This window comes from Aeromonas sp. 2692-1 (genome assembly GCF_013085505.1).
GTDB lineage: Bacteria > Pseudomonadota > Gammaproteobacteria > Enterobacterales > Aeromonadaceae > Aeromonas > Aeromonas hydrophila.
In genome coordinates this window covers 2,948,741-2,973,326 of the sequence record NZ_CP038513.1, presented here as the reverse complement: position 1 = coordinate 2,973,326, position 24,586 = coordinate 2,948,741, and the positions used below count along the sequence as shown (strand labels likewise).

General features: G+C 60.4%; 27 protein-coding genes and 1 pseudogene. 9 read left to right on the top strand and 19 right to left on the bottom strand.

The features are described 5' to 3' along the window. Positions 1 to 44: 44 nt before the first annotated feature. Together queC and E5E97_RS14150 are read right to left on the bottom strand one after the other, a co-directional pair. Complete coding sequence (gene queC, locus E5E97_RS14155) at positions 45 to 752, bottom strand: 7-cyano-7-deazaguanine synthase QueC (RefSeq protein ID WP_118881418.1); 708 nt, start codon at positions 750 to 752, stop codon at positions 45 to 47. A gap of 22 nt (positions 753 to 774) precedes the next feature. Next, positions 775 to 1,461 (bottom strand): tRNA-uridine aminocarboxypropyltransferase, encoded by a 687-nt coding sequence (locus E5E97_RS14150; protein ID WP_171280456.1) that lies wholly within the window; start codon positions 1,459 to 1,461, stop codon positions 775 to 777. Here E5E97_RS14150 and rrtA point away from each other — a divergent pair. Beyond that, positions 1,391 to 1,969 carry a rhombosortase gene (rrtA, locus tag E5E97_RS14145; RefSeq protein ID WP_230599436.1) on the top strand — a complete coding sequence of 193 codons (579 nt, stop codon included), beginning with the start codon at positions 1,391 to 1,393 and terminating at the stop codon, positions 1,967 to 1,969. The genes E5E97_RS14150 and rrtA overlap by 71 nt on opposite strands. A gap of 47 nt (positions 1,970 to 2,016) precedes the next feature. Here rrtA and pyrF read toward each other — a convergent pair whose 3' ends face one another. The 6 genes from pyrF to cmk all read right to left on the bottom strand — a co-directional run bounded on the left by pyrF (position 2,017) and on the right by cmk (position 7,273). Next, on the bottom strand, positions 2,017 to 2,718 hold the full coding sequence (gene pyrF, locus E5E97_RS14140) for an orotidine-5'-phosphate decarboxylase (RefSeq protein WP_011705694.1): 702 nt from the start codon (positions 2,716 to 2,718) through the stop codon (positions 2,017 to 2,019). A 101-nt stretch (positions 2,719 to 2,819) separates the two neighbouring features. Continuing rightward, positions 2,820 to 3,986 (bottom strand): lipopolysaccharide assembly protein LapB, encoded by a 1,167-nt coding sequence (gene lapB / locus E5E97_RS14135; RefSeq protein WP_171280455.1) that lies wholly within the window; start codon positions 3,984 to 3,986, stop codon positions 2,820 to 2,822. Between the two features lie 9 nt (positions 3,987 to 3,995). Beyond that, a complete protein-coding gene (locus E5E97_RS14130) occupies positions 3,996 to 4,280 on the bottom strand; it encodes a LapA family protein (protein ID WP_011705692.1) in 285 nt (94 codons plus the stop codon). 156 nt (positions 4,281 to 4,436) lie between these two features. Continuing rightward, positions 4,437 to 4,721: an integration host factor subunit beta gene (gene ihfB, locus E5E97_RS14125; RefSeq protein WP_011705691.1), complete on the bottom strand. Its 285-nt coding sequence runs from the start codon at positions 4,719 to 4,721 to the stop codon at positions 4,437 to 4,439. 95 nt (positions 4,722 to 4,816) lie between these two features. Next, on the bottom strand, positions 4,817 to 6,487 hold the full coding sequence (gene rpsA, locus E5E97_RS14120; RefSeq protein WP_011705690.1) for a 30S ribosomal protein S1: 1,671 nt from the start codon (positions 6,485 to 6,487) through the stop codon (positions 4,817 to 4,819). A 93-nt stretch (positions 6,488 to 6,580) separates the two neighbouring features. After that, positions 6,581 to 7,273: a (d)CMP kinase gene (cmk, locus tag E5E97_RS14115; protein ID WP_011705689.1), complete on the bottom strand. Its 693-nt coding sequence runs from the start codon at positions 7,271 to 7,273 to the stop codon at positions 6,581 to 6,583. Between the two features lie 248 nt (positions 7,274 to 7,521). Between cmk and ribA the strand changes: the two genes are divergently transcribed. Next, a complete protein-coding gene (gene ribA / locus E5E97_RS14110; protein ID WP_010634253.1) occupies positions 7,522 to 8,115 on the top strand; it encodes a GTP cyclohydrolase II in 594 nt (197 codons plus the stop codon). Between the two features lie 77 nt (positions 8,116 to 8,192). On the opposite strand, the gene cysB is transcribed toward ribA, so the two are convergent. Next, positions 8,193 to 9,167 (bottom strand): HTH-type transcriptional regulator CysB, encoded by a 975-nt coding sequence (cysB, locus tag E5E97_RS14105; RefSeq protein ID WP_010634254.1) that lies wholly within the window; start codon positions 9,165 to 9,167, stop codon positions 8,193 to 8,195. Positions 9,168 to 9,240: 73 nt separating this feature from the next. Next, entirely contained in the window at positions 9,241 to 10,116 is an 876-nt protein-coding gene (locus E5E97_RS14100; protein ID WP_010634255.1) for a LysR family transcriptional regulator, read from the bottom strand. Positions 10,117 to 10,209: 93 nt separating this feature from the next. On the opposite strand from E5E97_RS14100, the pseudogene E5E97_RS14095 reads away from it, so the two are divergent. Then, positions 10,210 to 11,417: pseudogene (locus E5E97_RS14095) on the top strand (MFS transporter). Positions 11,418 to 11,463: 46 nt separating this feature from the next. Here the strand turns inward: E5E97_RS14095 and E5E97_RS14090 are convergent. From E5E97_RS14090 to E5E97_RS14075, 4 genes are all read right to left on the bottom strand, one after another. After that, a complete protein-coding gene (locus E5E97_RS14090) occupies positions 11,464 to 12,018 on the bottom strand; it encodes a VOC family protein (protein ID WP_162901965.1) in 555 nt (184 codons plus the stop codon). Then, positions 12,012 to 12,776: a DNA repair protein gene (locus E5E97_RS14085; RefSeq protein WP_042064367.1), complete on the bottom strand. Its 765-nt coding sequence runs from the start codon at positions 12,774 to 12,776 to the stop codon at positions 12,012 to 12,014. The genes E5E97_RS14090 and E5E97_RS14085 overlap by 7 nt, the downstream gene beginning before the upstream one ends. A gap of 188 nt (positions 12,777 to 12,964) precedes the next feature. Continuing rightward, positions 12,965 to 13,690, bottom strand: coding sequence for an oxygen-insensitive NADPH nitroreductase (nfsA, locus tag E5E97_RS14080; RefSeq protein WP_171280454.1), 726 nt, complete (start codon positions 13,688 to 13,690; stop codon positions 12,965 to 12,967). Between the two features lie 88 nt (positions 13,691 to 13,778). Continuing rightward, complete coding sequence (locus E5E97_RS14075) at positions 13,779 to 15,716, bottom strand: bifunctional diguanylate cyclase/phosphodiesterase (protein ID WP_016350432.1); 1,938 nt, start codon at positions 15,714 to 15,716, stop codon at positions 13,779 to 13,781. A gap of 166 nt (positions 15,717 to 15,882) precedes the next feature. Between E5E97_RS14075 and E5E97_RS14070 the strand changes: the two genes are divergently transcribed. The 4 genes from E5E97_RS14070 to E5E97_RS14055 all read left to right on the top strand — a co-directional run bounded on the left by E5E97_RS14070 (position 15,883) and on the right by E5E97_RS14055 (position 19,125). Continuing rightward, positions 15,883 to 16,584 carry a DUF2982 domain-containing protein gene (locus E5E97_RS14070; RefSeq protein WP_041218153.1) on the top strand — a complete coding sequence of 234 codons (702 nt, stop codon included), beginning with the start codon at positions 15,883 to 15,885 and terminating at the stop codon, positions 16,582 to 16,584. Positions 16,585 to 16,657: 73 nt separating this feature from the next. Further along, on the top strand, positions 16,658 to 17,596 hold the full coding sequence (locus E5E97_RS14065) for a LysR family transcriptional regulator (protein ID WP_118881426.1): 939 nt from the start codon (positions 16,658 to 16,660) through the stop codon (positions 17,594 to 17,596). A gap of 54 nt (positions 17,597 to 17,650) precedes the next feature. After that, positions 17,651 to 18,685 carry a response regulator gene (locus tag E5E97_RS14060; RefSeq protein ID WP_171280453.1) on the top strand — a complete coding sequence of 345 codons (1,035 nt, stop codon included), beginning with the start codon at positions 17,651 to 17,653 and terminating at the stop codon, positions 18,683 to 18,685. Positions 18,686 to 18,693: 8 nt separating this feature from the next. Continuing rightward, the gene (locus E5E97_RS14055) at positions 18,694 to 19,125 is read left to right on the top strand and encodes a PAS domain-containing protein (protein WP_005346525.1); all 432 of its coding nucleotides are present in this window, start codon (positions 18,694 to 18,696) and stop codon (positions 19,123 to 19,125) included. Positions 19,126 to 19,185: 60 nt separating this feature from the next. On the opposite strand, the gene ltaE is transcribed toward E5E97_RS14055, so the two are convergent. The 3 genes from ltaE to E5E97_RS14040 all read right to left on the bottom strand — a co-directional run bounded on the left by ltaE (position 19,186) and on the right by E5E97_RS14040 (position 21,485). Beyond that, positions 19,186 to 20,205, bottom strand: a complete 1,020-nt coding sequence (ltaE, locus tag E5E97_RS14050; RefSeq protein ID WP_101615391.1) for a low-specificity L-threonine aldolase — start codon at positions 20,203 to 20,205, stop codon at positions 19,186 to 19,188. A 90-nt stretch (positions 20,206 to 20,295) separates the two neighbouring features. Beyond that, complete coding sequence (locus E5E97_RS14045) at positions 20,296 to 20,997, bottom strand: SDR family oxidoreductase (protein WP_118881428.1); 702 nt, start codon at positions 20,995 to 20,997, stop codon at positions 20,296 to 20,298. A gap of 80 nt (positions 20,998 to 21,077) precedes the next feature. Continuing rightward, entirely contained in the window at positions 21,078 to 21,485 is a 408-nt protein-coding gene (locus E5E97_RS14040; protein ID WP_039214920.1) for a helix-turn-helix transcriptional regulator, read from the bottom strand. 115 nt (positions 21,486 to 21,600) lie between these two features. Between E5E97_RS14040 and E5E97_RS14035 the strand changes: the two genes are divergently transcribed. Further along, positions 21,601 to 22,500 (top strand): aldo/keto reductase family oxidoreductase, encoded by a 900-nt coding sequence (locus E5E97_RS14035; protein WP_118881429.1) that lies wholly within the window; start codon positions 21,601 to 21,603, stop codon positions 22,498 to 22,500. Between the two features lie 70 nt (positions 22,501 to 22,570). On the opposite strand, the gene E5E97_RS14030 is transcribed toward E5E97_RS14035, so the two are convergent. Together E5E97_RS14030 and E5E97_RS14025 are read right to left on the bottom strand one after the other, a co-directional pair. Beyond that, positions 22,571 to 22,849: an RNA-binding protein gene (locus E5E97_RS14030; RefSeq protein ID WP_026080382.1), complete on the bottom strand. Its 279-nt coding sequence runs from the start codon at positions 22,847 to 22,849 to the stop codon at positions 22,571 to 22,573. Positions 22,850 to 23,068: 219 nt separating this feature from the next. Continuing rightward, on the bottom strand, positions 23,069 to 23,611 hold the full coding sequence (locus E5E97_RS14025) for a hypothetical protein (protein ID WP_118881430.1): 543 nt from the start codon (positions 23,609 to 23,611) through the stop codon (positions 23,069 to 23,071). 175 nt (positions 23,612 to 23,786) lie between these two features. Here E5E97_RS14025 and mepA point away from each other — a divergent pair, with 175 nt between their 5' ends. After that, a complete protein-coding gene (gene mepA, locus E5E97_RS14020; protein WP_162901966.1) occupies positions 23,787 to 24,551 on the top strand; it encodes a penicillin-insensitive murein endopeptidase in 765 nt (254 codons plus the stop codon). The last annotated feature ends 35 nt before the right edge of the window (positions 24,552 to 24,586 follow it).

Sequence of the window (24,586 nt, the reverse complement as noted above, 5' to 3'; positions counted from 1 at the left end):
GCAAAAGTCGCGGATTATACCCCAAGCATGGCCGAGACGCAGGTTCAGCATCCGCTTTTCTCGCCCAGCCCGGTTTTTTGGTGCAAGCGTACCGTCACGCCCGCCTTGTCGGCCAGGTACTGCTGCAAGCCGCGGCTACGTAGATCGCAGGCAGGACAAGCTCCGCAACCGTCGCCGGCAATGCCGTTGTAGCAGGTAAGCGTCTGCTGGCGCACGGTATCGAGGTGGCCGTAGTGATCCGCCAGCGCCCAGGTCTCGGCCTTGTCGAGCCACATCAGCGGGGTCTCGAAGCGAATGGCGCGATCCAGCCCCAAGGAGACGGCCTGATTGAGCGCCTTGACGAACTCGTCACGGCAATCGGGGTAACCGGAAAAATCGGTCTCGCACACCCCGGTGATCACCGCCTCGGCGCCCACCTGATAGGCGTAGATGGCTGCCAGGGTGAGGAACAGGATGTTGCGGCCCGGTACGAAGGTATTGGGCAGGCCGTTGTCCTGCAGCTCGAAGCTCACCGGGATCTCGTCCCGGGTCAGGGCCGAGATGGCCAGCTCACCCAGCATGGTCACATCCATCACCTTGTGAGCGGCGATGCCGAGCCCACTGGCCAGACGGCGCGCCGTCTCGATCTCTTCCCGATGGCGCTGGCCGTAATCGAAGGTGATGGCGTGCACCTCGTCATAATGGGACAAGGCCTGGACCAGGCAGGTGGTGCTGTCTTGACCACCACTGAATACCACGACGGCTTTTTTCACGAATAACTCTCCTCTGGGCAGTTCAACTGCGCCGGCCCTGGGCAAAATCGTGCCACTGCCGGTTCAAATGGGTAAAAAGGGTCATCAGCGGGGCGAAACGATCGGGCGCCCTCTCCCACTGCGACAACAGATGGTAGCCCGCTTCCAGGGTCGACAGCGCCTCTGGAAACGGCTTCTTGCGAATGGAATATTGCCCCGCGACGGCATCCAACTTTATCCGCGGCAGCTGCTGCAACTCAGGGTTGCTGTGCAGCATCCGGTAGGCCTTGCGCCAGGTGCCATCAAGCAGCAAAAAACAGACCCGGCGAGCCGGCTCAGCCGTCTCCCTCTCCCGCACCCTGGCAAGCGAGATGGCCTCCTCATCCGGCCACAGCAGATAACACTGCAGCGCGGGATCGGCCAGCAAGGCCGCCAGCTCGGGAACGTCGGCCACCTGTTCGCCCACATGCAGGTGGGCCTGCGCCAGCGAGGCGGCCAGCAGGATGGCGGTTCCCTTGGGATGCCCGACTTCGCTCGGATGCTGCAAAATATGAAGAGGGGCGAGATGCGGCACCTGCCGAATATAATCACACAGACAGACTTTGAGGGCTCTGGTGCAACGTGTACAGTAGCGGCTCTTGTTGTCGTCGGACTGTTTCATGTTGTCAGAAAAATCAGGATTGCTCTGGGTCATCACGCTTTCACTCGCCAGTTTGCTGCTCTTTTTCATCGTGCCGAATCACCAGCTCTCCTTCGATCGCACCCTGATAGCCCAGGGTGAAGGGTGGCGCATCATAACAGGCAATGTGGCCCACACCAATCTGTGGCACCTGCTGCTCAATCTGAGCGGGTTGTGGGTACTTTACAGCCTGTTTCGCGAATACCTGACCGGTTGTCGGCTGCCGCTGCTGCTGTTGCTGCTCGGCGCCGCCGTCGGGCTCGGTATCTGGTGGTGGTGTCCGCAGACCCAGTGGTACATGGGATTGTCGGGCGCGCTGCACGGCCTGTTCGTCTGGGGCGCGCTGCAGGATATCCGCTATCGCCGCTACTCCGGCTGGTTGATGCTGGCAGGGGTGGCGATCAAGCTCGGGGTGGACTTCTACAGTGCAGGAGAGAGCCCGGTGTCCGCCCTCATCGGCGCCAGGGTACACATTGAATCACATCTGATTGGCTCGGGCGCCGGCCTGTTGCTCGGCCTGCTCCCGATCACCCTGCGCGAGCCTGCTCCCAAGGAGTGAGCCGCCCCTGATGCAATGCCGGCCCCATCGGGCCGGCATCCTGTCCATTATCGATTTGCCAGCTCTGCATTGATGCCTGCCAGCATGGCGGCAGGATCGGCCGCCTGGGTGATGGGGCGGCCAATCACCAGATAGTCGGCCCCCGCCTCCACCGCCGCCAGCGGTGTCATGACCCGGCGTTGATCACCGGCTGCCGAGCCAGCGGGACGGATCCCCGGCGTCACCAGCTTGAAGTCGGCGCCGAGCAGCGCCTTCAATTCACGCGCCTCTTCGGCGGAGCAGACCACCCCATCGAGCCCCGCCTCCTTGGTCAATTTGGCCAGCCGGATCACCTGCTCGGCCGGGCCGACAGTGAGCCCCAGCGGCGCCATGTCGGCCTGCTCCATGCTGGTCAGCACGGTCACCCCGATAAGCAGCGGCGCCTTGTCGCCATAAGGCAGCAGCGCCTCCTTGGCGGCCCGCATCATCCGCTCGCCACCGCTGGCGTGCACGTTCACCATCCAGACGCCGAGCTCGGCACTGGCGGCTACCGCCTTGGCAACGGTGTTGGGAATGTCGTGAAACTTCAGATCCAGAAAGACATCAAATCCCTTGGCAACCAGCTGACGCACGAACTGGGGGCCAAACAGGGTAAACATCTCCTTGCCTACCTTGAGACGGCACTGGGCCGGGGAGATACGTTCAATGAAGGCGAAGGCATCGGCCTCGTGCTGATAATCCAGCGCAACCAGTACTTTGGGATCTAGCATCTCACTTCCTATCGATGGTTATTCGCCGCCCGGAGCTTGGCCCCGGCTCGACCTGAAAACACCAGGCCGCAGGGGCCTGGCTCATGATCTTGTGGTGGCTCTTACTCCCCGTCCAGGCCGCGGATCGGCTTGATGGACCCCCACTGGCGGCAGGAGGGACACTGCCAGAACAGGGAGTGGGTGGCAAAACCGCACTGCCGGCACTTGTGGGTAGATTTGATCTTGATCTGCTCGCCAACCAGCTGCTGCAAGAGCTCAAGGCTCTCCTTGGCAGGGCCCTCCTCAGCGCTTGCCAGCTGGAAGCCCACCAGCTGATAGAAGCCCTTCATGGAGGGATGACGGCGCAATTGGCGCAGCACCAGCGCACGGGCCTGACTCAGACCATCGCGCTCTTCTACCAGCTTGGCCAGTGCCAGGGTCACGCTGACGCCGGCATGATCCTCCACCGCCTGCTCCAGCAGAGGAATGAGATCGTGGGCACGACCCAGCCGCTGATAGCACTCATTGAGGGAGGGAATGGCTTCGGAGGCAAAGTCGATATCCTGCTCGAACACCCGCAAGAGATCCTTGCTGGCCTGCTCGTACTCCCCTGCCGCCATGGCCAGTTCCGCCAGACGCAGGCTGGCACGGGCACAGGCGGGGTTGACGCTGAGCGCCCGCTTGAGCTTGGCAAGCCCGGCGGGTTTGTCCCCTTCACGCAAGGCGCTCTCTGCCTGCTCGCAATAAAAATGGGAAATGGGCTCGGCCAGCTTCTTGCCCTGAAACTTCTGCAGCCGTACCGCCACGTCGATGGCCTTGTCCCAATCCCGCAGTTGCTGATGAATGATCAACAGCTGGGCCAGCGCCGTCTCTTCATAGTCGCTGTCATCGCACAGCTCGTTCCACAGCGCCTCGGCCCTGTCCAGCAGACCGGCAGCAAGAAAGTCGCGCGCCAGCTCCTGCAACGCCAGCTGGCGCTGTTCCCGGGTCAGCTGGCGGGTCACCAGGTTCTGGTGGATCTTGATGGCGCGATCCACCTCGCCACGCTGGCGAAACAGGTTGCCGAGGGAGAGGTGGGTTTCGATGGTTTCGCTGTCCACTTCCAGCAGCTGGATAAACAGATCCACCGCCTTGTCTGGCTCATCGGACAACAAATAATTGAGGCCCGCCACGTACTGGCGGGAAAACTGGTTACTCTGTTTCTGGGTGTCCTGGCGAACACTCCTGCGCCCCATGTACCAGCCGTAACCGGCAGCAATGGGCAACAGCAGGAAAAGCAGTTCAAGCATCGAGGGACATTATTCCTTGGCAGCCGACCGAGCCAGCTCCAACTCGCGGGATTGACGGCGCATGGTGCGATTGAGAGTGCGATTCTGCATCTTCAGACGCAGGAACAAGAGACCGAATACCAGCCAGCCCAGCAGGAAGCCACCACCAAAAAAGAATCCCAGCAACATGGAGAGTGAAAACTCGCCCTGGGCAATCAGATAGTTGAACTGCACCAGCTGGCCATTTTGCGAACCGACGGCCAGGGTCAGAATAAACACCAGCACCAGTGGAATGAGGGCCAAGATACGCTTCATAGGAGCTCCCTGTCAGTATCTAATGAAAGGCTGATTATCCTTAAAATCACCGGCAGACTCTAGAGCGAATGGGAAAAGACTTGGAGAAACCGGACAATTGCCACAAGGCAAACCATAAAAACAAAAAAGGCATACCCAAGTATGCCATTTTCTGCATTATTCAGCGATGTTCACTCGCTCGCGTAACTCTTTGCCAGGTTTGAAATGGGGAACATATTTCCCGGTCAATTCAACCTTGTCCCCGGTTTTGGGGTTGCGGCCCACGCGGGGGGCACGATAGTGCAGTGAAAAACTTCCAAATCCGCGGATTTCAATCCGGTCGCCGTTTTGCAAAGTCGATGCCATCTGCTCAAGGATCTCCTTGATGGCAGCTTCGACATCCTTGGCCGGCATATGCATGCGGCTGGCAGCCAATTGTTCGATGAGATCTGATTTGGTCATAACGTTAAATCTCCTTCCCCGATCACATGCAATATTCATTACGCCAATGATAAAAAAGGGCGGCGTGACACGCCGCCCTTTTCTTGCATCAAGGATTATTCACCCTTGGCGGCTTTGAACGCTTCAGCCATGGCATTGCTGAACACAACTTCTTCTTGTTGGTTCAGGCTGTCGATAGCAACACGCTCATCAGCCTCGTCCTTAGCGCGGACAGACAGGCTTACAGTGCGGTTCTTGCGATCAACGCCCATGAACTTGGCTTCAACTTCGTCACCAACAGACAGCACCAGAGTGGCGTCTTCTACGCGATCACGAGCAGCGTCGGAGGCACGCAGGTAGCCTTCTACGCCGTCAGCCAGTTCGATCACGGCACCCTTGGCATCAACCTCGGTAACCTTACCCTTCACAATAGCACCTTTCTTGTTGTCAGACAGGTACTTATTGAACGGGTCTTCTTCGATCTGCTTGACGCCCAGGGAGATGCGCTCGCGCTCCGGGTCCACTTGCAGAACAACGGCTTCGATCTCGTCGCCCTTCTTGAATTCACGCACGGCTTCTTCGCCCTGGTTGTTCCAGGAGATGTCAGACAGGTGAACCAGGCCATCGATGCCGCCATCCAGACCGATGAAGATACCGAAGTCAGTGATGGACTTGATCTTGCCGGAAACACGGTCGCCCTTGGCGTGAGTTTCGGCAAACAGCTGCCACGGGTTGGATTTGCACTGCTTCAGACCCAGGGAGATACGACGACGCTCTTCGTCGATGTCCAGAACCATCACGTCAACCACGTCGCCAACGTTAACAACCTTGGACGGGTGGATGTTCTTGTTGGTCCAATCCATCTCGGATACGTGTACCAGGCCTTCCACGCCTTCTTCGATTTCAACGAAGCAGCCGTAGTCGGTCAGGTTGGTCACGCGGCCAGACAGACGGGTGGTCTCCGGGTAACGCTTGGCGATAGCAACCCAGGGATCTTCACCCAGCTGCTTCAGACCCAGGGATACACGGGTACGCTCGCGGTCGAACTTCAGAACCTTGACTGCGATCTCGTCGCCAACGTTGACGATTTCGGAAGGATGCTTAACGCGCTTCCACGCCATGTCGGTGATGTGCAGCAGGCCGTCAACACCGCCCAGATCTACGAATGCACCGTAGTCGGTCAGGTTCTTGACGATACCCTTAACTTCTTGACCTTCTTGCAGGTTAGCCAGCAGGCTTTCGCGCTCGGAGGTGTTCTCGGTCTCGATCACGGCACGACGGGAAACAACAACGTTGTTGCGCTTCTGGTCCAGCTTGATGACTTTGAACTCGAGTTCTTTGTTTTCCAGGTGAGCGGTGTCACGGATCGGACGCACGTCAACCAGAGAACCCGGCAGGAAGGCACGGATGCCGTTCAGTTCAACGGTGAAACCACCCTTGACCTTGCCGTTGATGATACCGATAACGGTAGCTTGCTCTTCGTAAGCTTTTTCAAGCTGCAGCCAGGCTTCGTGGCGCTTGGCTTTTTCGCGGGACAGCTTGGTTTCGCCGAAACCATCTTCGATAGAGTCCAGAGCCACGTCAACGGAGTCGCCTACGTTGATTTCCAGCTCGCCCATGGCGTTCTTGAATTCTTCAGCCGGGATAGCGGACTCGGATTTCAGACCGGCGTCAACCAGTACGAAACCATTTTCGATAGCAACGACAGTACCCTTGACGATGGAACCTTGACGGGTTTCAACGGCGTTCAGGGACTCTTCAAAGAGTTGAGCAAAAGATTCGATCATTGTTTATGTCACAAATGAAACATCCACTTGCAATCCGGCACAAGCGGGGTTGTTTTAAATTATCTGCGCCATCCATGGTGCAGACGACTGACATCAGTTTGTACTGACATCACCAAGTTGTTGCTCTGCATAGGCAAGCACCGTTACCAGTACTTCGTCTATGGACATGGCGGTTGAATCCACCACGAGAGCATCTTCTGCCGGTTTAAGGGGGGCAACGGCGCGATTTCTGTCGCGATCGTCACGTTCCCGAATCTCGGTTAAAAGACGCTCAAAGTTAACATCAAAGCCCTTATCTTGCAACTGCTTATAGCGGCGAGCAGCCCGTTCTTCGGCGCTGGCGTCGAGGAAAATCTTCACCTCGGCTTCCGGGAAAACCACTGTGCCCATGTCACGACCGTCGGCGATCAGACCCGGTGCCTGACGAAATGCACGCTGACGACGCAGCAGGGCTTCGCGCACCCGCGGGAAGGCGGCGATTTTACTGGCGGCATTGCCCACTTCCTCGGTACGGATGGTACGGGAGACATCCTCCCCTTCCAGCACGACTTTCACCTGCTCGGCATCGACCTGGAACTGCACGTCCAGATTGGCAGCCAGGGGAACCAGCGCAGCTTCGGCATCGAGCTCTACATCGTGATGCAGGGCGGCCAGGGCCAGCACCCGATAGATGGCGCCGGAATCGAGCAGGTGCCAACCCAGTTTTTCAGCCAGCAACTGACACAGGGTGCCCTTGCCTGCACCACTCGGGCCATCAATTGTCATCACGGGGGCCATCTGCGGCATAACATCTCTCCTGCACACTTGTTGCACACATCCCGGGAGGGATGGGGTAATGGGCGCCGATTATACCCAAATGTGCCGAGCCTGGCAGTCGTCGTGGCACACATTTGCGCAAAACCAGTCGCAACTGTCCTCTTTGTGTACCGCCAAGCAAACCATTAAGTTATGCAAGGTTTTGTTCTTATGGTTGTTCCGCACAAGGCGCGCTAAACTGGCCGCCCTTTTTAAGCAGCTGTAGTAAGGAGCAACCTATGAGCAGCGTTACCCTCGTGGCCAAATCCAAGTTGCCGACCCCCTGGGGCACTTTCACGCTGGTAGGCTTTCAGGAAACCGGCACCGGCAAGGATCACGCCGCACTGGTGATGGGCGATATCACGGGCGATGAGCCGGTGCTGGGCCGCATTCACTCCGAGTGCCTGACCGGCGATGCCCTGTTCAGTCTGCGTTGCGACTGCGGCTTCCAGCTGCAGGCTGCATTGGAAAACATCGCCAAGGCAGGCCGTGGCGTCTTGCTGTACGTGCGTCAGGAAGGGCGCGGCATCGGCCTGCTCAACAAGATCCGGGCCTATCATCTGCAGGATCAGGGCGCCGACACCGTCGAGGCCAACGTGGCGCTCGGTTTTGCCGCCGACATGCGCGACTACACCATCTGCGCCGACATGCTCAAGCAGCTGGAGGTGAAATCCCTCAAGTTGATGACCAACAACCCGCGCAAGATGAAGGCGATGGAATCCTTCGGCATTCCGGTGGCGGAGCGGGTCCCCCTGCAGGAAGGGCGCAATCCCCACAACGAGTTCTACCTCTCGACCAAGGCCAACAAGCTGGATCACATGTTCAAGAAGTGATCCCGCCTCGCCGCTCGTCGCCATGAAAAACGCCTCCCATCGGGAGGCGTTTTTTGTTGCTCTAGATCGCCGCGGCGCTAGCGGATGGGCAGCTCGATATCGGCAAACATGGCATCCACGTCGTCGCTGGAGCGCAGTGCGATAGCCCGCTCCACCACGTCCCGGGTCAGATGCGGGGCAAAACGGGTCATGAAGTCATACATGTAGGTACGCAGGAAGGAGCCCTTGCGAAAGCCGATCTTGGTGGTACTGTGGGCAAACAGGTGGCTGGCATCCAGCGCCACCAGATCGGTATCGACCTGGGGATCCAGCGCCATGGTCGCCATCACGCCGATCCCCACCCCCAGCCGGACATAGGTCTTGATCACGTCCGCATCCGTGGCAGTAAAGACGATGTTGGGTTCAAAACCGGCCCGGTTGAAGGCGGTGTCGAGTTCGGAGCGGCCGGTAAAGCCGAACACATAGGTCACCAGCGGGAAGCGGGCGATGTCGGCGATGGAGAGCTTGCCAACCTGGGTCAGCGGGTGGCCCTTGGGCACGATCACACTGCGGTTCCAGTGGTAGCAGGGCAGCATGATGAGATCTTCGTACAGGTGCAGCGCCTCGGTGGCGATGGCAAAGTCGGCTTGGCCCTTGACCACGGCTTCGCTGATCTGGGTCGGCGTACCCTGGTGCATGTGCAGGGAGACTTTGGGAAAGCGCTTGATGAAGCCCTTGATCACGTCAGGCAGCGCATAACGGGCCTGGGTGTGGGTGGTCGCAATGTGGAGCGTACCCTGCTCGGGGTGAGTGTGCTGACTCGCCACCGATTTGATGCTCTCCACCTTGCCCAGGATCTCGTTGGCAATCTTGATCACGTCCCGCCCAGCCGGGGTGATCTGGGTCAGATGTTTGCCGCTGCGCTCGAAAATCTGGATCCCCAGCTCATCTTCCAGCATGCGCACCTGTTTGCTGATCCCTGGCTGAGAGGTGTAGAGGCTCTCTGCCGTTGCCGACACGTTCAGTCTGTGGTTGGCAACCTCAACGATATAACGCAATTGTTGGAGTTTCATGATGTTAGGCTCTAAAGGCGACTTGAACTAATACTAACAAACTTTTGCCTGATAGCCCTTCCTTCTTGGCCATTTATGGCTGTGCCTGCGCCAGCAAAAAATCCCGCAAGGCGCGATTGGCCATGGAGAGCGGATCCCCACGCCGCCACGCCACGCAGAGATCGAGAAAGATCGGGGGGGCAAACGGGATCCCGGTCAGGGCAGGCTCTTCGTCCAACGCCATTCGCAAGAAGGTGGTTACCGCAAAACCCTGCTTTACCACCGCCTTGAGCAGCGGGATGAGGTTGCTCTCAAAGGCGATGTCGGGCTCGCAGCCCAGCCCCTGGGCCAGCGCTTCCATGTGCTCGCGGTGATAGAAGCCGCGGCGAAACATCGCCAGCTCCTGGCTGAAGAACTCGCTCAGCGACACGCTCCGGGCCTGGCGCAGCGGATGCTCCTCCCCCACCACCATCAACATCTCTTCACGCAGCAGCTGGGCCCCCTCCAGCGCCGGCGGCAGATCGCTGGTGATGAGGATGGCGAGATCCAGCGAGCCGTCCACCATGCGGCTCAATAGCTCGCGAGTACCCGCCTCCTCCACCCGGATCTTGAGGCCGGGGTAACGATGCTTGAAGGCCATCAGGATCGGCGGAAAATAATAGGAGCCCATCATGTAGGGGATGCCGATGCGCACCTCTCCGCGCTCCAGCCCCTTGAGCTCGGCCATCTCGGCCTCGGCCTGATGCATCTGGCGCAGCAGGCGCTCGGCATGGCGGCAGAGCACCTCCCCCTCCGGGGTGAGCCGCACGTTGCGATCCTGGCGGTCGAACAAGCGCAGCTCGAGCTGCTGCTCCAGCTTGGCGATGGCCATGCTGATGGCGGGCTGCGCCACGTGCAACCCGTTGGCCGCCTTGGTAAAAGAGCCGGCATCCCGCACCGCCAGCAGATAGGTGAGCTGTTTCAGGTCCATATCAATTCAATTTATCAGATGGATAACTTAAATATATTATATTTATGTTCTGGCGCGCACTAACCTGCAACAAAGCTGTCAGGACAATTGCATATGATCGAAGTCGGTAGTCGTGAATGGATCCGCGCCACCCTGGCCCTGAGCCTGGGTTCCTTCCTGGTGTTTCTCAACCTCTACCAGACCCATCCCCTGCTGCCGCTGCTGGCCGAGGTGTTCTCCGTCAGCTCTCTGTCGGCCGGCTGGACCCTGGCCGGCTGCACCGCTGGGCTCGCCGTCTCGCTGCTCGTCTGCGCCCGGCTGGCGGATCGCTTCGGCCGGCGCCGGATCATGCTATGGAGTCTGGCTGGCGCCATCCTGCTCTCCCTGCTCATCAGCCTGGTCAGTCAGTTTGAACAGCTGCTGCTGCTGCGGATCCTGCAGGGGGTCCTGCTGGCGGGGCTGCCCGCCACCGCCATCGCCTACATGGGGGAAGAATTCAGCAAGCGGGCCCTGCTCTCCGCCGTCGGGGTCTACATCGCCGCCAACTCGCTGGGGGGCATCGCCGGCCGGGTGGTCGGCGGTCTGCTGGCCGGCTGGTTTGGCGACTGGCAGCACACTTTTCTCGGCATCGGCCTCATCAGCCTGGCGTTGCTGCCCCTGGTCATCTGGCTGCTGCCGGCCCAGACCCGTTTCGTGCCCGTCATCGCCAAGCCGGGCCAGTTTCGCCAGGCCATCACCAGCCACCTCGGCAACCCGCTGCTGGTGGGAGCCTACCTCATCGGCGGCCTCAACTTCATGGTGTTTCTGAACCAATACAGCTACCTCACCTTCCTGCTGGCCAGCCCCCCTTCTCCTTGCCTACCCAGTGGCTCGGCATGCTGTTTCTGACCTATCTGTCGGGGACGGTGGCCTCCTCCCTCAGCGGCCGCTGCGCCCACCGTTGGGGGGCGCAGCGCCTGCTGCTGGTCGGCATAGCCCTGATGGCGCTCGGCAGCGCCCTGCTGCTGGGCGGCTCGCTCGGCGCGATCCTGTCGGGCCTGCTTATCTCGAGCTTCGGCTTTTTCCTTGCCCACGCCTGCGCCAGCGCCTGGGTCGGTCAGCACGTGGAACACAACCGGGCGCTCGCCTCGTCACTCTATCTGGTGGGTTACTATCTGGGAGCCAGTCTGGGCGGGCTCTATCTGCACCCTTTCTGGGAACAGGGGGGACTCGGGGGCTTGGTGCTCGGCATCGAGCTGGTACTGGTCATCACGGCGGGGTTGAGCCTCTGGCTCGGCCACTTGAAGGGGCGCCCCGCCCGCCCCCGCATCTGCCATCCCTGACGCTATCTCGGCTATGAAACGGGGCCAATCAAGCAGCCCCGTCTCATCAATCTTGGTCGTAGTAGCCGGTAGGCACCGGCACCACGGCGCCGCTTGCCAGCTCTTCTTCAATCACCTCGGCCAAGGTGCGCAGATGAAATTTGATCTGCCCCGAGGCCAGCATCACCGCCACGTCAGGATTGCGCTCATCGCGCAGGTTGCCGGTTTTGAAGGACACCTCGGGATGGGCCGCCAGCAAGGCATCCAGCGAAGGCACCACCAGTTCGATATGTTCCAGTCCCGCCTGGTGGCTGCGACCCGGTTTGGGCGCCGCCAGCTCGATGCAGGGCACGATGCCGTGGGTGTGGGGCACCGGTTGATGCAGGCGGTAGGTGGCAATAGGCCGTCCGCCGATCATCCCCTCCACCAGCAGGTCACCATGGCTTGCCAGTTGTGCCTTCAGGGCTTGGTACTCCGGCAAGGTGGCGGCCCGGTAGCAGAGGTGGTCGACCTCGATGGCGGCGGGATGGATGGCGAGGGCCTCCAGCTCGGTCAACAGCTGGCAAACAAATGGGGCCATCGGCCCCAGTGTGGTATCGAGTGAGTGCGACATAATCACCATTTCTTCTTGGGTTGGAACAGGACGTCCAGCTCGTCCGCCTCTTTGTCCTTGATGCTCTGCAGCTCTTTCTCGCTGTGCTCCTGCAGATGGGCATCGAGTCCGGCCAGACCCTGCCGCATGTCCTCTTCACGGGCCATCAGGTAGGGATCCTTTTCGGTGACGCTGGCCAGGGCCGAAAGCCCCTTGGTGTAGAGCTGCCGGCAGGTGCCGAACTGCCCCTGGATCTGGGCATCCATGGCCCGTTTCACCAGGTTGGCAATGTTGATCTTGAGCTGCATCAGCTCGAGGCGGCGATCCTCCTGGGCAAAGCCCTGCGGATCTATCTTGCCCTTGTTGTGTTCGACCCGCAGCACGGCCCGCATCTTCTTGACCAGCTGCAGCATCTGGATGGCCTGGCGATCCGACTCCGGGGTCTTGAAGTGCCCCTCATCCTGGCTGCTGTAGTTCTCCTGCACGTTCTTGATCTGGGTCTGCACGTCGGCAATGCGCTGCTTGATCTGGCCGCTCGGCATCACCAGGGCGATGGCGCGATAGGCATCGAGGATCCGGTGCTGCAGCAGCAACACTATGTTCTTGGAGAAGGGCACCAGGTTGACGTTGAGCAGCATCTCTTCGGTTTCATCCACCACTGACTTGTGGCGGGCGATGGCGTGACGCTTGTCGGCCTCAGCCTTCTGCTTATATTGCTGCACCACGTTATAGGCGATGACCAGAAACAGGAGTGCGCCAATAGACAGCAATACCAGGGTTAAAATCATAGGAAGTCCAAACTCCTGTCCCAATCCAATTGCGTGATCCTACAACAGCTTACCTAGTTAAGGTAGTCCGCAGCGCGGAGCTTGCCCCCGATTTGTTGTGCCCAGACGAACAAGAGCATCAGGGAGAGCCAGGATCACGCGGCGCTGGCGACACCGCCATTACCCCTTAGTATCGCCCATCGAGCCCATTACTTGAGGTTGAACCCCCTGGATCGCAGGAAATCCTGCATAAAGGGGCGCGCCTCCTTGCCCAGGATGCCCCGGATCTGGCCGCTCCAGCTCTGCTGCTTGTTGTTGCTGCTGCGGGACTGGTAGTAAGCCTCGATCTGCTGGTCGTAGCCGGCAAGGAGATCGCGATCCAGTTCGGTCTCATAACGGTTTTCATGCACCACCAGAGCCCGAGGCAGGCGGGGTTTCTGTTCGGGTGCCTGGGCGGGGTGGCCGAGGCAGAGGCCGAACAGCGGGATCACCTGATGTGGCAGCCCCACCGCCTCACTCACGGCGGCCGGGTTGTTGCGGATCCCGCCGATATAGACGCCGCCAAGACCCATGGACTGGGCTGCCAACAGGGCATTCTGGGCCATCAGGGCGCCGTCGATAGCACCGATCAGCAGCTGCTCCACAAAGCCGGTCTGGGCATCCGGCACCACTTCGCAGTGGCGATGGTAGTCGGCGCAAAACAGCAGGAACTCGGCGGCCTGGGCCACATAGGCCTGGTGTCCCGCCAGTTCGGCCAGTCGGCTGCGCAGTGCCTTGTCGGTCACCCGGATGATGCTGTTGGCCTGCAGGAAGCTGGAGCTGGAAGCGGCCTGGGCCGCGCTCAGGATCTGGTCGAGCTGAATGTCGGTGATGGGTTCGGCGGTGAATTGACGAATGGAGCGATGGGCGAGAATAAGGTCGAGAGTCGGGTTCATGTTGCCTCCAGAGACGAATCCCACACTCTACCCAAAAACAGCGAGGAGCCCAAGGCCCCTCGCATTAACACCGCCACAGAGTAATCCGCTAGCCTGCCAGCGGATAGCGGCCGGCCTTGCAGCTGACCATGAAACGGCTCTCTTCCACCTGCGCCACCGTCATCGGCTTGCTGAACAGGAACCCCTGAAACACGTGGCAGCCCTGGGTGCGCAGGGCGGCGAGCTCGTGCTCGTCTTCCACCCCTTCGGCCATGATGCCAAGACCCAGGCTGGTGGCCATGGCGACGGTGGCGCGGATCACCGGCAGGTTGAGGCCCACCACGAAGGAGCGATCCAGCTTGATGGTGTCGATGGGCAGCCGGTTGAGATAGGCCAGCGACGAGTAGCCGGTACCGAAATCATCGATGGCAATCTTGATCCCCTGCGCGCTCAGGGCGTCGAGGATTTCGATGCACCCCTTCATGTCCAGCATCAATACCGTCTCGGTCAGCTCCAGCGTCAGCAGGCTGGCCGCCACCCCGAACTCCTTGAGCTGCTGGGCCACCAGTTCAGGCAGGGCGGAAGAGAGCTGGAAGCCGGAGAGATTGACCGACACCGGCACATTTACCCGCCACTCCCGTTGCCAGTGGGCCATCTGGGCCAGCGCCGTCGACAGCACCCAGCTGCCTATCTCGCGGATCAGCCCCATTTCTTCCGCTAGCGGAATGAACTCCACCGGCGAGACGTGGCCCAGTACGGGATTGTGCCAGCGCAGCAGCGCCTCGTACCCGAGCAGCTTGCCCTGCGCCACATCCACCTGAGGCTGGTAGCAGAGGCTAAGCTCCCCCCGCCCGATGGCCTTGGCCAAGAACTGCTTCAGGGTCAGCTTACGATGCAGAGTCTGCTGCATGCTGGGGGTGAAGCGCTGCCAGCGCAGCCGGCCCATCTGCTTGGCCTGGTACATGGCCATGTCGGCGCGGGTGATGAGGTTGTCGCCATCGTCCGCATCGTCCGGATAGATGGCGATGCCGATGCTGCCGCCGATGGTTACCTCGGGCACCCCGCTCAGCTGCAGCGGCTTGGTCATCTGGGAGAGCATGAGGTCGGCCACCTCCTGCGCCCGATCGCTCGAGTGGCTGAGCGGCACCAGGGCAGTGAATTCGTCGCCACCGAGCCGGGCCAGCTCCACATCGCGCGGACAGATCTGCTTGAGCCGACCGGCAACCCGCTCCAGCAGCCGATCACCGGCCTTGTGGCCGTAGTTGTCGTTGACCAGCTTGAAATTGTCCAAGTCCATGAACACCAGCGCAAAACGCCCGCCCAGCCCGCAATAGGCCTCCAGCGATTTCATCAGACCATAGCGGTTGAGCAGGCCGGTCAGCGAGTCATGCCACGCCAGGTGGCGGTGCTCCAGCTCTTCCAGCTTGCGGTCGGTGATGTCGCGCATGGTGAGCAGGATCTGCGCCCCCTGCTGAATGTGGCGAAACTGGTACTGAAACCAGCGCATCCCCTTGAGGGTGCGGCACTCCCCCTCGGCCACCACTTCATCGAGGCGGGAGAGCTTCTGGTAGAAAGCCTCGTCATTGCCGGAGAAGAGCTGGGAGAGGTAGCGGATCTGGTTGCCGAAACACATGTCGAAATGGTGGTTGCCGCTCTCCAGCTGGCCCTGATTGTCAAACAGACAGGCCAGGGTATCGCCGGTGGCGAGCGAGGACTCCTGATAGAGGGTATCGGCGTCGATCACCGCCTCGGTCATCATCATCAGCCGCCCCGCCAGCTGGATGCCGGAGAGGCGCAGGTAGATCTGCTTCTTGACCCCCTTGGGGGAGAGGGTCCACCACTCGCTGTAGCTGCGCCCCTGCTGGAAATCCCCGAGGTAACGCTGCAGCAGCAGATCGATGGCCTGTGCCATGTCGGCCGAGAAGTCGCGCGATTGCAGTTCGCCCAGCGAGCTCGCTTCCCACACGCTCAAGGCGGCGCGATTGGCCCAATAGATGTGGTGATGCCGGATGTCATAAACCCAGATTGGGGTATGCAGCACATCCATCCCGTTCAATAACCGTTCGTCTAGCGTATTCATCTAATATGGTGATTCATGATGTGTGATCACAGGGAAACCCAGCGACGGAGGGCCCTCCCGGGCACCCGGTGCTGGTACAAAATCGGATCCAGCCCATAATGTGAAACAAGCATGCGCAAAGGGCTGACTTCATATGAAAACGCTACATGTGAAACCCATGGTCAGAAAAAACGGACTCACGTTGGTATTGTTGGGCATCATAGTAACCATTGCTATGATTTTTATACTTTTTTTATTCGGTGAACAACCACTAATCCCCCTCGTCTCCGGCCTGCTGGCGGGTCTGATGATGATATTTATCGGCTCATTGAAGCTGATTGAGCCTCACTTCAGTCTCTCGCTCTGTCACGATTGTCTGCAATATCACCATAAATACGGCGGTTGGATCCTGAAATGGAGAAATATTCAGCGAATAGACCAGCCACGCATTCATCTGGGCTGGGATCTGGTCCCCCTGCCCTATATCGGTTTGAAAATAAAAGATTACGACGATTTTTTGACATTGATCACACCCAGATTGGCAGTACGCCTGCTGACCGAGCAACGCAGCGTCTTGCTGCAGGCACTGCGCAGCGAACAACCGGCCTGCAGCAGCGGGGGTTGTGCTTGTGCCTTTCAGGGCGAGGGATTGCTGGAGGAGAGCCATTTTCGCTCTCCCTCCGGCCAGCGCTATGAGGGGGTGATCGCCATGCTGGCCAACCGCATGACCCGGCTGCGCGAGCTGCTCGGCTACGATCTGCTGGTGCCGGACAACAGCCTTGACCGGGATCCGGTCGAATTTGTCCGGCTGCTGCACCAGTATCAGCGGGAGTCGAATCTAATCCAGATCAATTAAACGCCGGATTGAGCTTGCCAAGGCGGGCGCCTCTTCTTAAGGTCACTGGCTTGTTACACCCAGAACACCGCTTATGAAGTACATCGAAGAGTTCTATCTGTTCGTCAAGGTGGTGCAAGAGGGAGGCTTCTCCCACGCGGCAGCCGCACTGGGCATGCCAACCGGCACCATCAGTCGACGTATTTCTCAGCTGGAAGATCAGCTTGGCTGCTCCTTGCTACACAGATCCACCCGCAAACTCCGCCTCACCGACGAAGGGCTGCGCTACTACGAGCGCCTGTGCACCCCGTTGGCCGCAATCGAGCAGGCCACCGGCGAGATCCAGGGCAAAGAGGCCGACATCAACGGGGTGATCCGTCTGGCGGCCCCCATCGCCCTCTCCAACACCATCCTGGTCGACATGCTGGCGGACTTTGGCCTGCACTACCCCGAGGTGCAGTTCGACATTACCCAGACCAATGACCACCAGCATCTGTTCGACAACGACCGGGATCTGGTGTTCTTCAACGGCGAGCTGCCACAATCCTTGCCCAATGCACTCTGCCTTGGCCACATCGAATACGGCCTGTTTGCCTCCCCGCTCTATCTGGAGAAGATGGGCACTCCGGCACATCCCGCCCAGCTGGAAGAGCACGCGCTGATCTACTGCTGGCCACACCAGCACTGGCAGTTGACCGATCGGGACGAGCAGACGGTACAGATCAAGCGCACCGCCAAACTGACCGTCAACCAGACCCAGGCTGCCGTCCGGGCGGCCAGGCGCCACCTGGGGATCGTCAATGCCCCGCTCCACTACGTGCATCCCTTCCTGCAGGATGAGCAGCTGGTCCCGGTACTGCCCGACTGGAAAACCGGCAACCGGCCCTTCTATATGTTGCGCTGCCAGCCTCAGTTTGCCCCGCTGCGTGTTAAGATGTTTGCTGAATTTGTTGAAAAATATTCAGCACGCTACCGGAATCGCCAATGGGACAACCAATTTTCACCGGCGACCAGCCTGTCCCATTGCATCTGACCGTTGGCGGGCCACACTTATAGCAATCCTCGTTGACCAGGCCAGCCTAACACTATGAATGTATTGATATGTGATGACTCAGGATTCGCCCGTAAACAGCTGGCCCGCGCCCTTCCCGCCGACTGGGACGTGACGCTGCATTACGCCGCCAACGGGCTGGAAGGGATAGAGCAGGTGCTGATGGGTCATGGGGATCTGATCTTTCTCGACCTGACCATGCCGGAAATGGATGGCTACGGCGTGCTGGAGACCCTCCAGCGGGAGGGGCTGCGCAACAAGGTCTTCGTGGTCTCAGGTGATATCCAGCCGGAAGCCTATCAGCGGGTGATGGGGCTGGGAGCGCTGGATTTCATCAAGAAACCCGCCGCACCGGAAACCCTCAGCGCCCTGCTGAAACAGCATGATCTGTGGCAGGCCAAAGGTGCTGCCACAGCACATGACACCCGGCCCGCCGGCCAGAGTGTCAGTGATGTCGGCAGTCTGGATTCTGGCATCAAGATCAGCCCCGAGGTGCGCGACGTCTATCAGGAGCTCGCCAACGTCTCCATGGGCCAGGCCGCCGACCTGCTGGCCCGCCTGCTCAACGCCTTCGTGGTGCTGCCCATTCCCAACGTCAACGTGCTGGAAGTGTCCGAGCTGCACATGGCCCTCTCGGCCGCCGCCGACTCGGATACCCTCTCCGCTGTCTGCCAGGGCTTCATCGGCGCCGGTATCGCCGGCGAGGCGCTGATCCTGTTCCACGACTCCAGCTTCAAGGATCTGGCCCGGCTGATGAACCATCAGGGTGTGCTCGATCGCAACGCCGAGCTGGAGCTCTTGATGGATACCGCCAACGTGCTGATCGGCGCCTTTTTGCGCGGTTATGCCAGCCAGCTCGATACCCCCTTCAGTCAGGGCCATCCTGTGGTACTCGGCCAGCACAGGCCCATCAACGAGCTCATCAACACCAACAAGAGCCGCTGGCGCCGCACCCTGGCCATCGAGATCAACTACCGGGTCCAGGATTACGCGGTGCAGTGCGATCTGCAGCTGCTGTTTACCGAAGATTCCATTGCCACCATGAACAACAAAATCATGCACATGCTCTAGGAGTGACCATGGAAATCCGTGAATTTCATTGGCTGATGAACATAGTCCAGAACCTGGACGTGGGGCTGGTGGTGCTCGACAAGGAGTACAAGGTGCAGGTGTGGAACGGCTTCATGGAGAGCCACAGCGGCCGATTGGCCGGCGAGGTGCGCGATGGCGTGCTGTTCGAGCTCTTCCCCGATGTGGATCGGGCCTGGTTCGAGCGCAAGGCCAACATGGTGTTCAAGCTCAACAACCGCGCCTTCAGTACCTGGGAGCAGAAACCCTATCTGCTGCGTTTTTCCAACTACCGCCCCATCACCGGCTCAGCCCCCCACATGTTCCAGAACCTGACGCTGGTGCCGCTGGCCGACTTTGGCGGTCAGGTGACTCACATCGCGGTAATGATCTACGACGCCACCGACGAGGCCATGCTGATGAGCGGCCAGCGCCAGGCGTGACCCTTTTTCTTCTCAACAATCAAACAGGGCGCCTTGGCGCCCTGTTTGATTGAATGAACCTTAACGTACGACAAGGTACTCTGTGAAGGCATCGATCACCTCGTCGATGTCGTCATCGGTGATCTGCAGGTGAGTCACCAGCCGCATCTCGCCGTAACCGGAGAAGAGGATCCCCCGCTCCTTCATGAACGCGAGCAGCGCCTCGCCGTCCCCTTTCACCAGCCGCAGAAATACCATGTTGGTCTGCACCAGCGCGAGATCCAGCTCGATGCCGGGCAACGCGGCCAACCCTTCGGCCAGCCGTCTGGCACGGCGGTGATCGTCCGCCAACCGGGCCACATGCTGATCGAGGGCAAACAGACCGGCCTGCGCCAGGATCCCCGCCTGACGCATGCCGCCACCCAGCATCTTGCGCAGCCGTCTGGCGCGGGCGATGAAGGGGCTAGAGCCCACCAGCAGCGACCCTACCGGTGCTCCCAGCCCCTTGGAGAGGCAGATGGAGATGCTGTCAAAGGGGGCGGCCAGCTCGTTTACCCCATGGCCGCTTGCCACCGCGGCGTTGAACAAACGGGCACCATCCAGATGCAGTTGCAACCCGTGTTCGTCGACGAACTTGCGCATCGCCTGCAGGTAGTGAAGAGGCAGCACCTTGCCGTTATGGGTGTTTTCCAGGCAAACCAGCCGGGTCTGCACAAAATGGGCATCATCAGGGGCGATCGCCGCGGCGACATCGGCCACTGCCAGCGAACCATCGGCCTGCATGGGCACCACCTGCAGCGCGACCGAACCCAGCACGGCGCTCCCCTGCGCCTCATAGCGATAGATGTGGGCCGCCTGACCCACGATGGCGCCCTCCCCCCGCTGACAGTGGCTCATCACCGCCAGCAGATTGGACATGGTGCCCGAGGGGACAAACAGTGCGGCCTCCTTGCCAAGCAGCTCGGCCCCGCGGGCCTCCAGTGCATTGACGCCGGGATCTTCCCCGTAGACATCATCCCCCACCTCGGCATGCAGCATGCTCTGACGCATGGCATCCGTGGGCTGGGTGACCGTATCACTTCGTAAATCGATATAGCGCATGACATCCCTCCTGAAGCAGGAGGATGACGTTAGCCAGCAGGAGCTGGCTTGGCAAGCGAGCCGTTTCCGGAATGTGAAGCCGGTGACGGCTTACCAGGGCAGCGGCTGGCCCTGCAGGTCGAGGAAACCACCGGACTGGACCGGCGACAACTGGTTGATGAGATCAAGCAGACGCGGCGCCACCAGCGCCGGATCCTGCAGGGTCTCGGCCGCCAGTTCATCGAGGAAGGGTTGATTCATGGGGGTGGCCATCAGCCCCGGATGCACGGTGACAACCCCGGCGGCGGGGAAGCGCTCCCGCCACTCGTGGGCCAGCGTTCTTGCCCCCATGTTGAGCGCCGCCTTGCTCATCCGGTAGCTGTAACGGCTGCCCGTCTCGTTGGCGCCAAGACTGCCGGCCAGATCGGAGAGAGTGCAGAGCCAGAGGCGGGTATCCGCCGTCATCCGGCGGCTCAGGCAGGCGGCCAGAGCCAGCTGCGGCCAGGCGTTGGCCAGCAAGCTGTCGCACAGCCACCTGGGGTTGACCTCCTCCACCCGCCGCTCCGGCATAAAGTTGATGTCGTGCAGCAGGCCGATGGTGTTGATCACCACGCTCGGCAACGGCGCCGTGTCATAGAGGGTGAACAGGGCATCGAAGGAGAGCACATCCACTTCCTGCAACGGAAAATAGCAGGCGGGATCCACGCCCTTGGGCAGCTGCCTGCCGGCCAGCACCAGCTCCTCGCCACGGGCGGATAGCGCATGTGCCAGCGCCGTGCCCAATCCGCCGCTGCCCAAGATCAGATAGCCCATCTCCCTCTCCCCGCTGCCCTCATCTGCTTTAGAGGGTATCAGAATAATCCCCGGCCGTTGCCCGCCATCCCCATCCAGGCTCACGCCTCATGCAGGTGTTTGCCAAATTCGCGCGCCCGCGCCAGATCCAGAAATCCATCAGCCTGCTTGTGACTGCGCAAGAACTGGTAGTAAGCGAGCAGGGTAACCAGCTCGTCTTCTGCGGGCAGGCGCTGCTGCGGCAACTGTTCCTGCAACAGGGTGCCGGCGGCGCTCAGCGCTTCTCGGTCCACTACCTCCGCCTGCCGATAAAGGTAGCCGCAGCCGGTGGCGAGCCACTCCAGCGAGCAGTTGGCGGCCATGGCAATCTGGTTGGCCTTGCCAAGTCCGGGTTCGGCTCCTTTCAGATATTTACGGATCAGGGCCTCACTCAACCCCACCTTGCGGGCAAAGGCACTGATGCTGCCCGTCCCGATCAGGCTGTGCAAGCGCTCGGCAAAACCGTCCATTTCCTTCCCCTTCAGAACCAAAGTTCGAATTAACAAAAGCCGCATTATTGCCTTGCCAGCCAGAAGAGACCAAGATGCTGGCAGCATTTTTTCCCTTATCCGCCAAGGAGCCACCATGTCCGTATCCCGCCTCTCCCTGCATCCACAGGGTCCGACCTTCTCTCGCCTCATCATGGGTTACTGGCGTCTGATGGAGTGGCAACTCTCCCCGAACGCCCTGCTGGATCTGATGAAGTACCACCTGGATCTGGGGGTCACCACCATCGATCACGCCGACATCTATGGTGGCTACCAGTGTGAAGAGGCCTTCGGTAACGCCCTGCGCCTTGAACCCTCTCTGCGCAGCCGGATGGAGATCGTCAGCAAGTGCGGCATCGCCCTCACCGCCAAGCCGGAACACGCGCTGAATCACTACAACACCGGCAAGGCGCACATCATCGCCAGTGCCGAGGCCTCCTTGCAAAAGCTCGCCACCGACCATCTGGATCTGCTGCTGATCCATCGCCCGGATCCCCTGATGGATGCCGACGAGGTGGCCGATGCCTTCATCACCCTCAAGCAGGCGGGCAAGATCAAGCATGCCGGGGTCTCCAACTTCACCCCTAGCCAGTTTGAGCTGCTGCAGTCGCGCCTGCCCTTCCCGCTGGTGACCAACCAGCTGGAGATCTCGCCGCTCAACCAGAGCACCACCCTGGACGGTACCCTGGACCAATGCCAGCAACTGCGCATCAAGCCGATGGCCTGGTCCTGCCTTGGTGGCGGGCGCCTGTTCCAGGCTCCCGAATATGCCCCGCTGCGCGCCGAGCTCGAGCAGATCCGCCAGGAAGTGGGCGCCGAGCAGATCGAACAGGTGGTCTACGCCTGGGTCATGATGCTGCCAAGCCAGCCGCTGCCGCTGATTGGCTCCGGCAAGCGGGAGCGCATCGCCGCCGCCGTGGCCGCTGAATCCATCGTCCTCAATCGCCAGCAGTGGTTCCGCATTCGCAAGGCGGCGCTCGGTTACGACGTACCCTGATTCATCCGGCAAACGCCAGAAACAAAAACGGCATGGGGAAACCCATGCCGTTTTGCGTTATCGAGGCAGCTCAGCGATGACGCTGGGGGCGACCACGTGGTGCATCTGTCTTCGGCTTGGCCTGGTTGACTGTGATGGTACGGCCACCGATTTCGGTGCCATGCAAACCGGCGATGGCCTTTTCGGCCTCGCCATTGACAGGCATTTCAATGAAGCCAAACCCCTTGGACTGACCGGTATCGCGATCGATGATGATATCGACCTTGTCTACCTGCCCAAATTGGCTGAACACGGTTGTCAGTTCGTCGGCCGTCATCCGGTACGACAGATTACCTACGTAAATCTTCATGCCATCCACTCTCGATTCAAGGTGCCTTCTCTATCCAATCACCAACACAAAGGTAAGGGCACAACCCCCATGCCGGACCTGCCAGGGCATCATGCCTGGGCACTCCCCCGTACGATTCACTCAAGTCATTGATCTCTTGGGTGAACAGAACGGGCAAGATCAATTCGAGTCACTGGCAGTATCTGAGCTTTGGGGAAGATTGTCGAGAAAATAGTCAGCTCATATGGGGAGCAGAGTATCCAGCAGCCCCTGCAGCGTGCGTCGACCATGCCAGGCGCGCTTAAAGCCAAAGCGATAGATGCCGGGCGTCACGACATGGGTGCCTTCCCGACTCAGCCCCATCAGCGCGGTGGCGGCCGCCAGCTGCTCATCGTTCAGCGCTAGATCCAGGCTGAAGGCCAGCCACTGACCATCGTGGCCCACCTTGCGATACCGCTCGACCCCGACCAGTACCGATCTTGGCAAGGCCTGTGCCCGATCACTGCTGCCATTGAGCAGGTAAAGATGCGTCTCGTCCCAGGCCAGCTCCGCCAGCCGCCAGCGCTGCCAGCTGCGAGGCAGTATCATCATCAGCAGCACTATGCCGCCAAACACCAGCCCCACCCAGGGCAGCAGACCCATGTGTGGATAACCAAGACCGACGGCAGCCAGCACGGTGACCAGGCTCGCCAGCAACAGCACAACCATCACCGGATAGAAACGGCGAGCAGGGGGCATCAGCCAGACCAGTCCCTCTTTGTTCACCAGCTCACTGACCTTCATTCTCTTCTCCTCTTGCCTGTGCGTTTACACGCCCTGGATGCACCAATTTTGTCGCGCATTGTGCGCGAGCCCGACACCGGGATGCAACCGGGCTCGCTCATCGGGTGACGGCCTCACCGGACTCTTGATATCATTCTCTTCATCTGAGCCCATTCGCATGTTTGTCGGGAGTCTCATGCTTGCCACCACCCTGCTCTTCATGGCCAGTGCCTTTCTTGCCGAACCTCATCCCCGCCAGGCCGAAGCGATTGGCAGCTACTCCGCCGGCTGCCTCAAGAACGGAGTAGCCCTGCCGCTGACCGGCCCCGGCTATCAGGTGATCCGCACCAAGCGACTGCGCTACTACGGCCACCCCGAGCTCATCGCCTACCTGACCACCCTGGCCAACCAGACCCGCATGGCCGGCATGCCGGATCTCTATATCGCCGATCTCGCCATGGCCCACGGTGGCCCCTTCACCTCCGGTCACCGCAGCCACCAGACCGGCCTCGACGCCGACATCTGGTTTCGCATGGCCAACCAGCCCATCTCAACATGGGAGCAGGATGCCCCCAAGGAGTGGGCGCTGATCGATGAGCCCAGCTACCGGGTACTGCCCGGGCGCTTCGGCCCCCTGCAGCTAAACCTGTTGCGCCTGGCAGCCAGCAAGCCCGAGGTCGCCCGCATCTTCATCAACCCGGTGCTCAAGGCCGAGGTATGCAAACGGGCACCCGATGAACCCTGGGTCGGCAAGTTGCGCCCCTGGGTCGGCCACTTCAGCCACTTTCATGTGCGTCTGCGCTGCCCGGCCGGCAGCCCGGATTGTCAGCCTCAGGCGCCGATCCCGCCCGGCAACGGCTGCGGCGCCGAGCTGGCTTCCTGGCTCAAAGACAAGCCGCAACTGCCCAAGGTTTCGATGGCTTACCACAAACCCAGACTGCCCGCCCGTTGTGGCGGTTGACCACAAGCTGGTATGGTGAGCCGTTATCTGCAAAA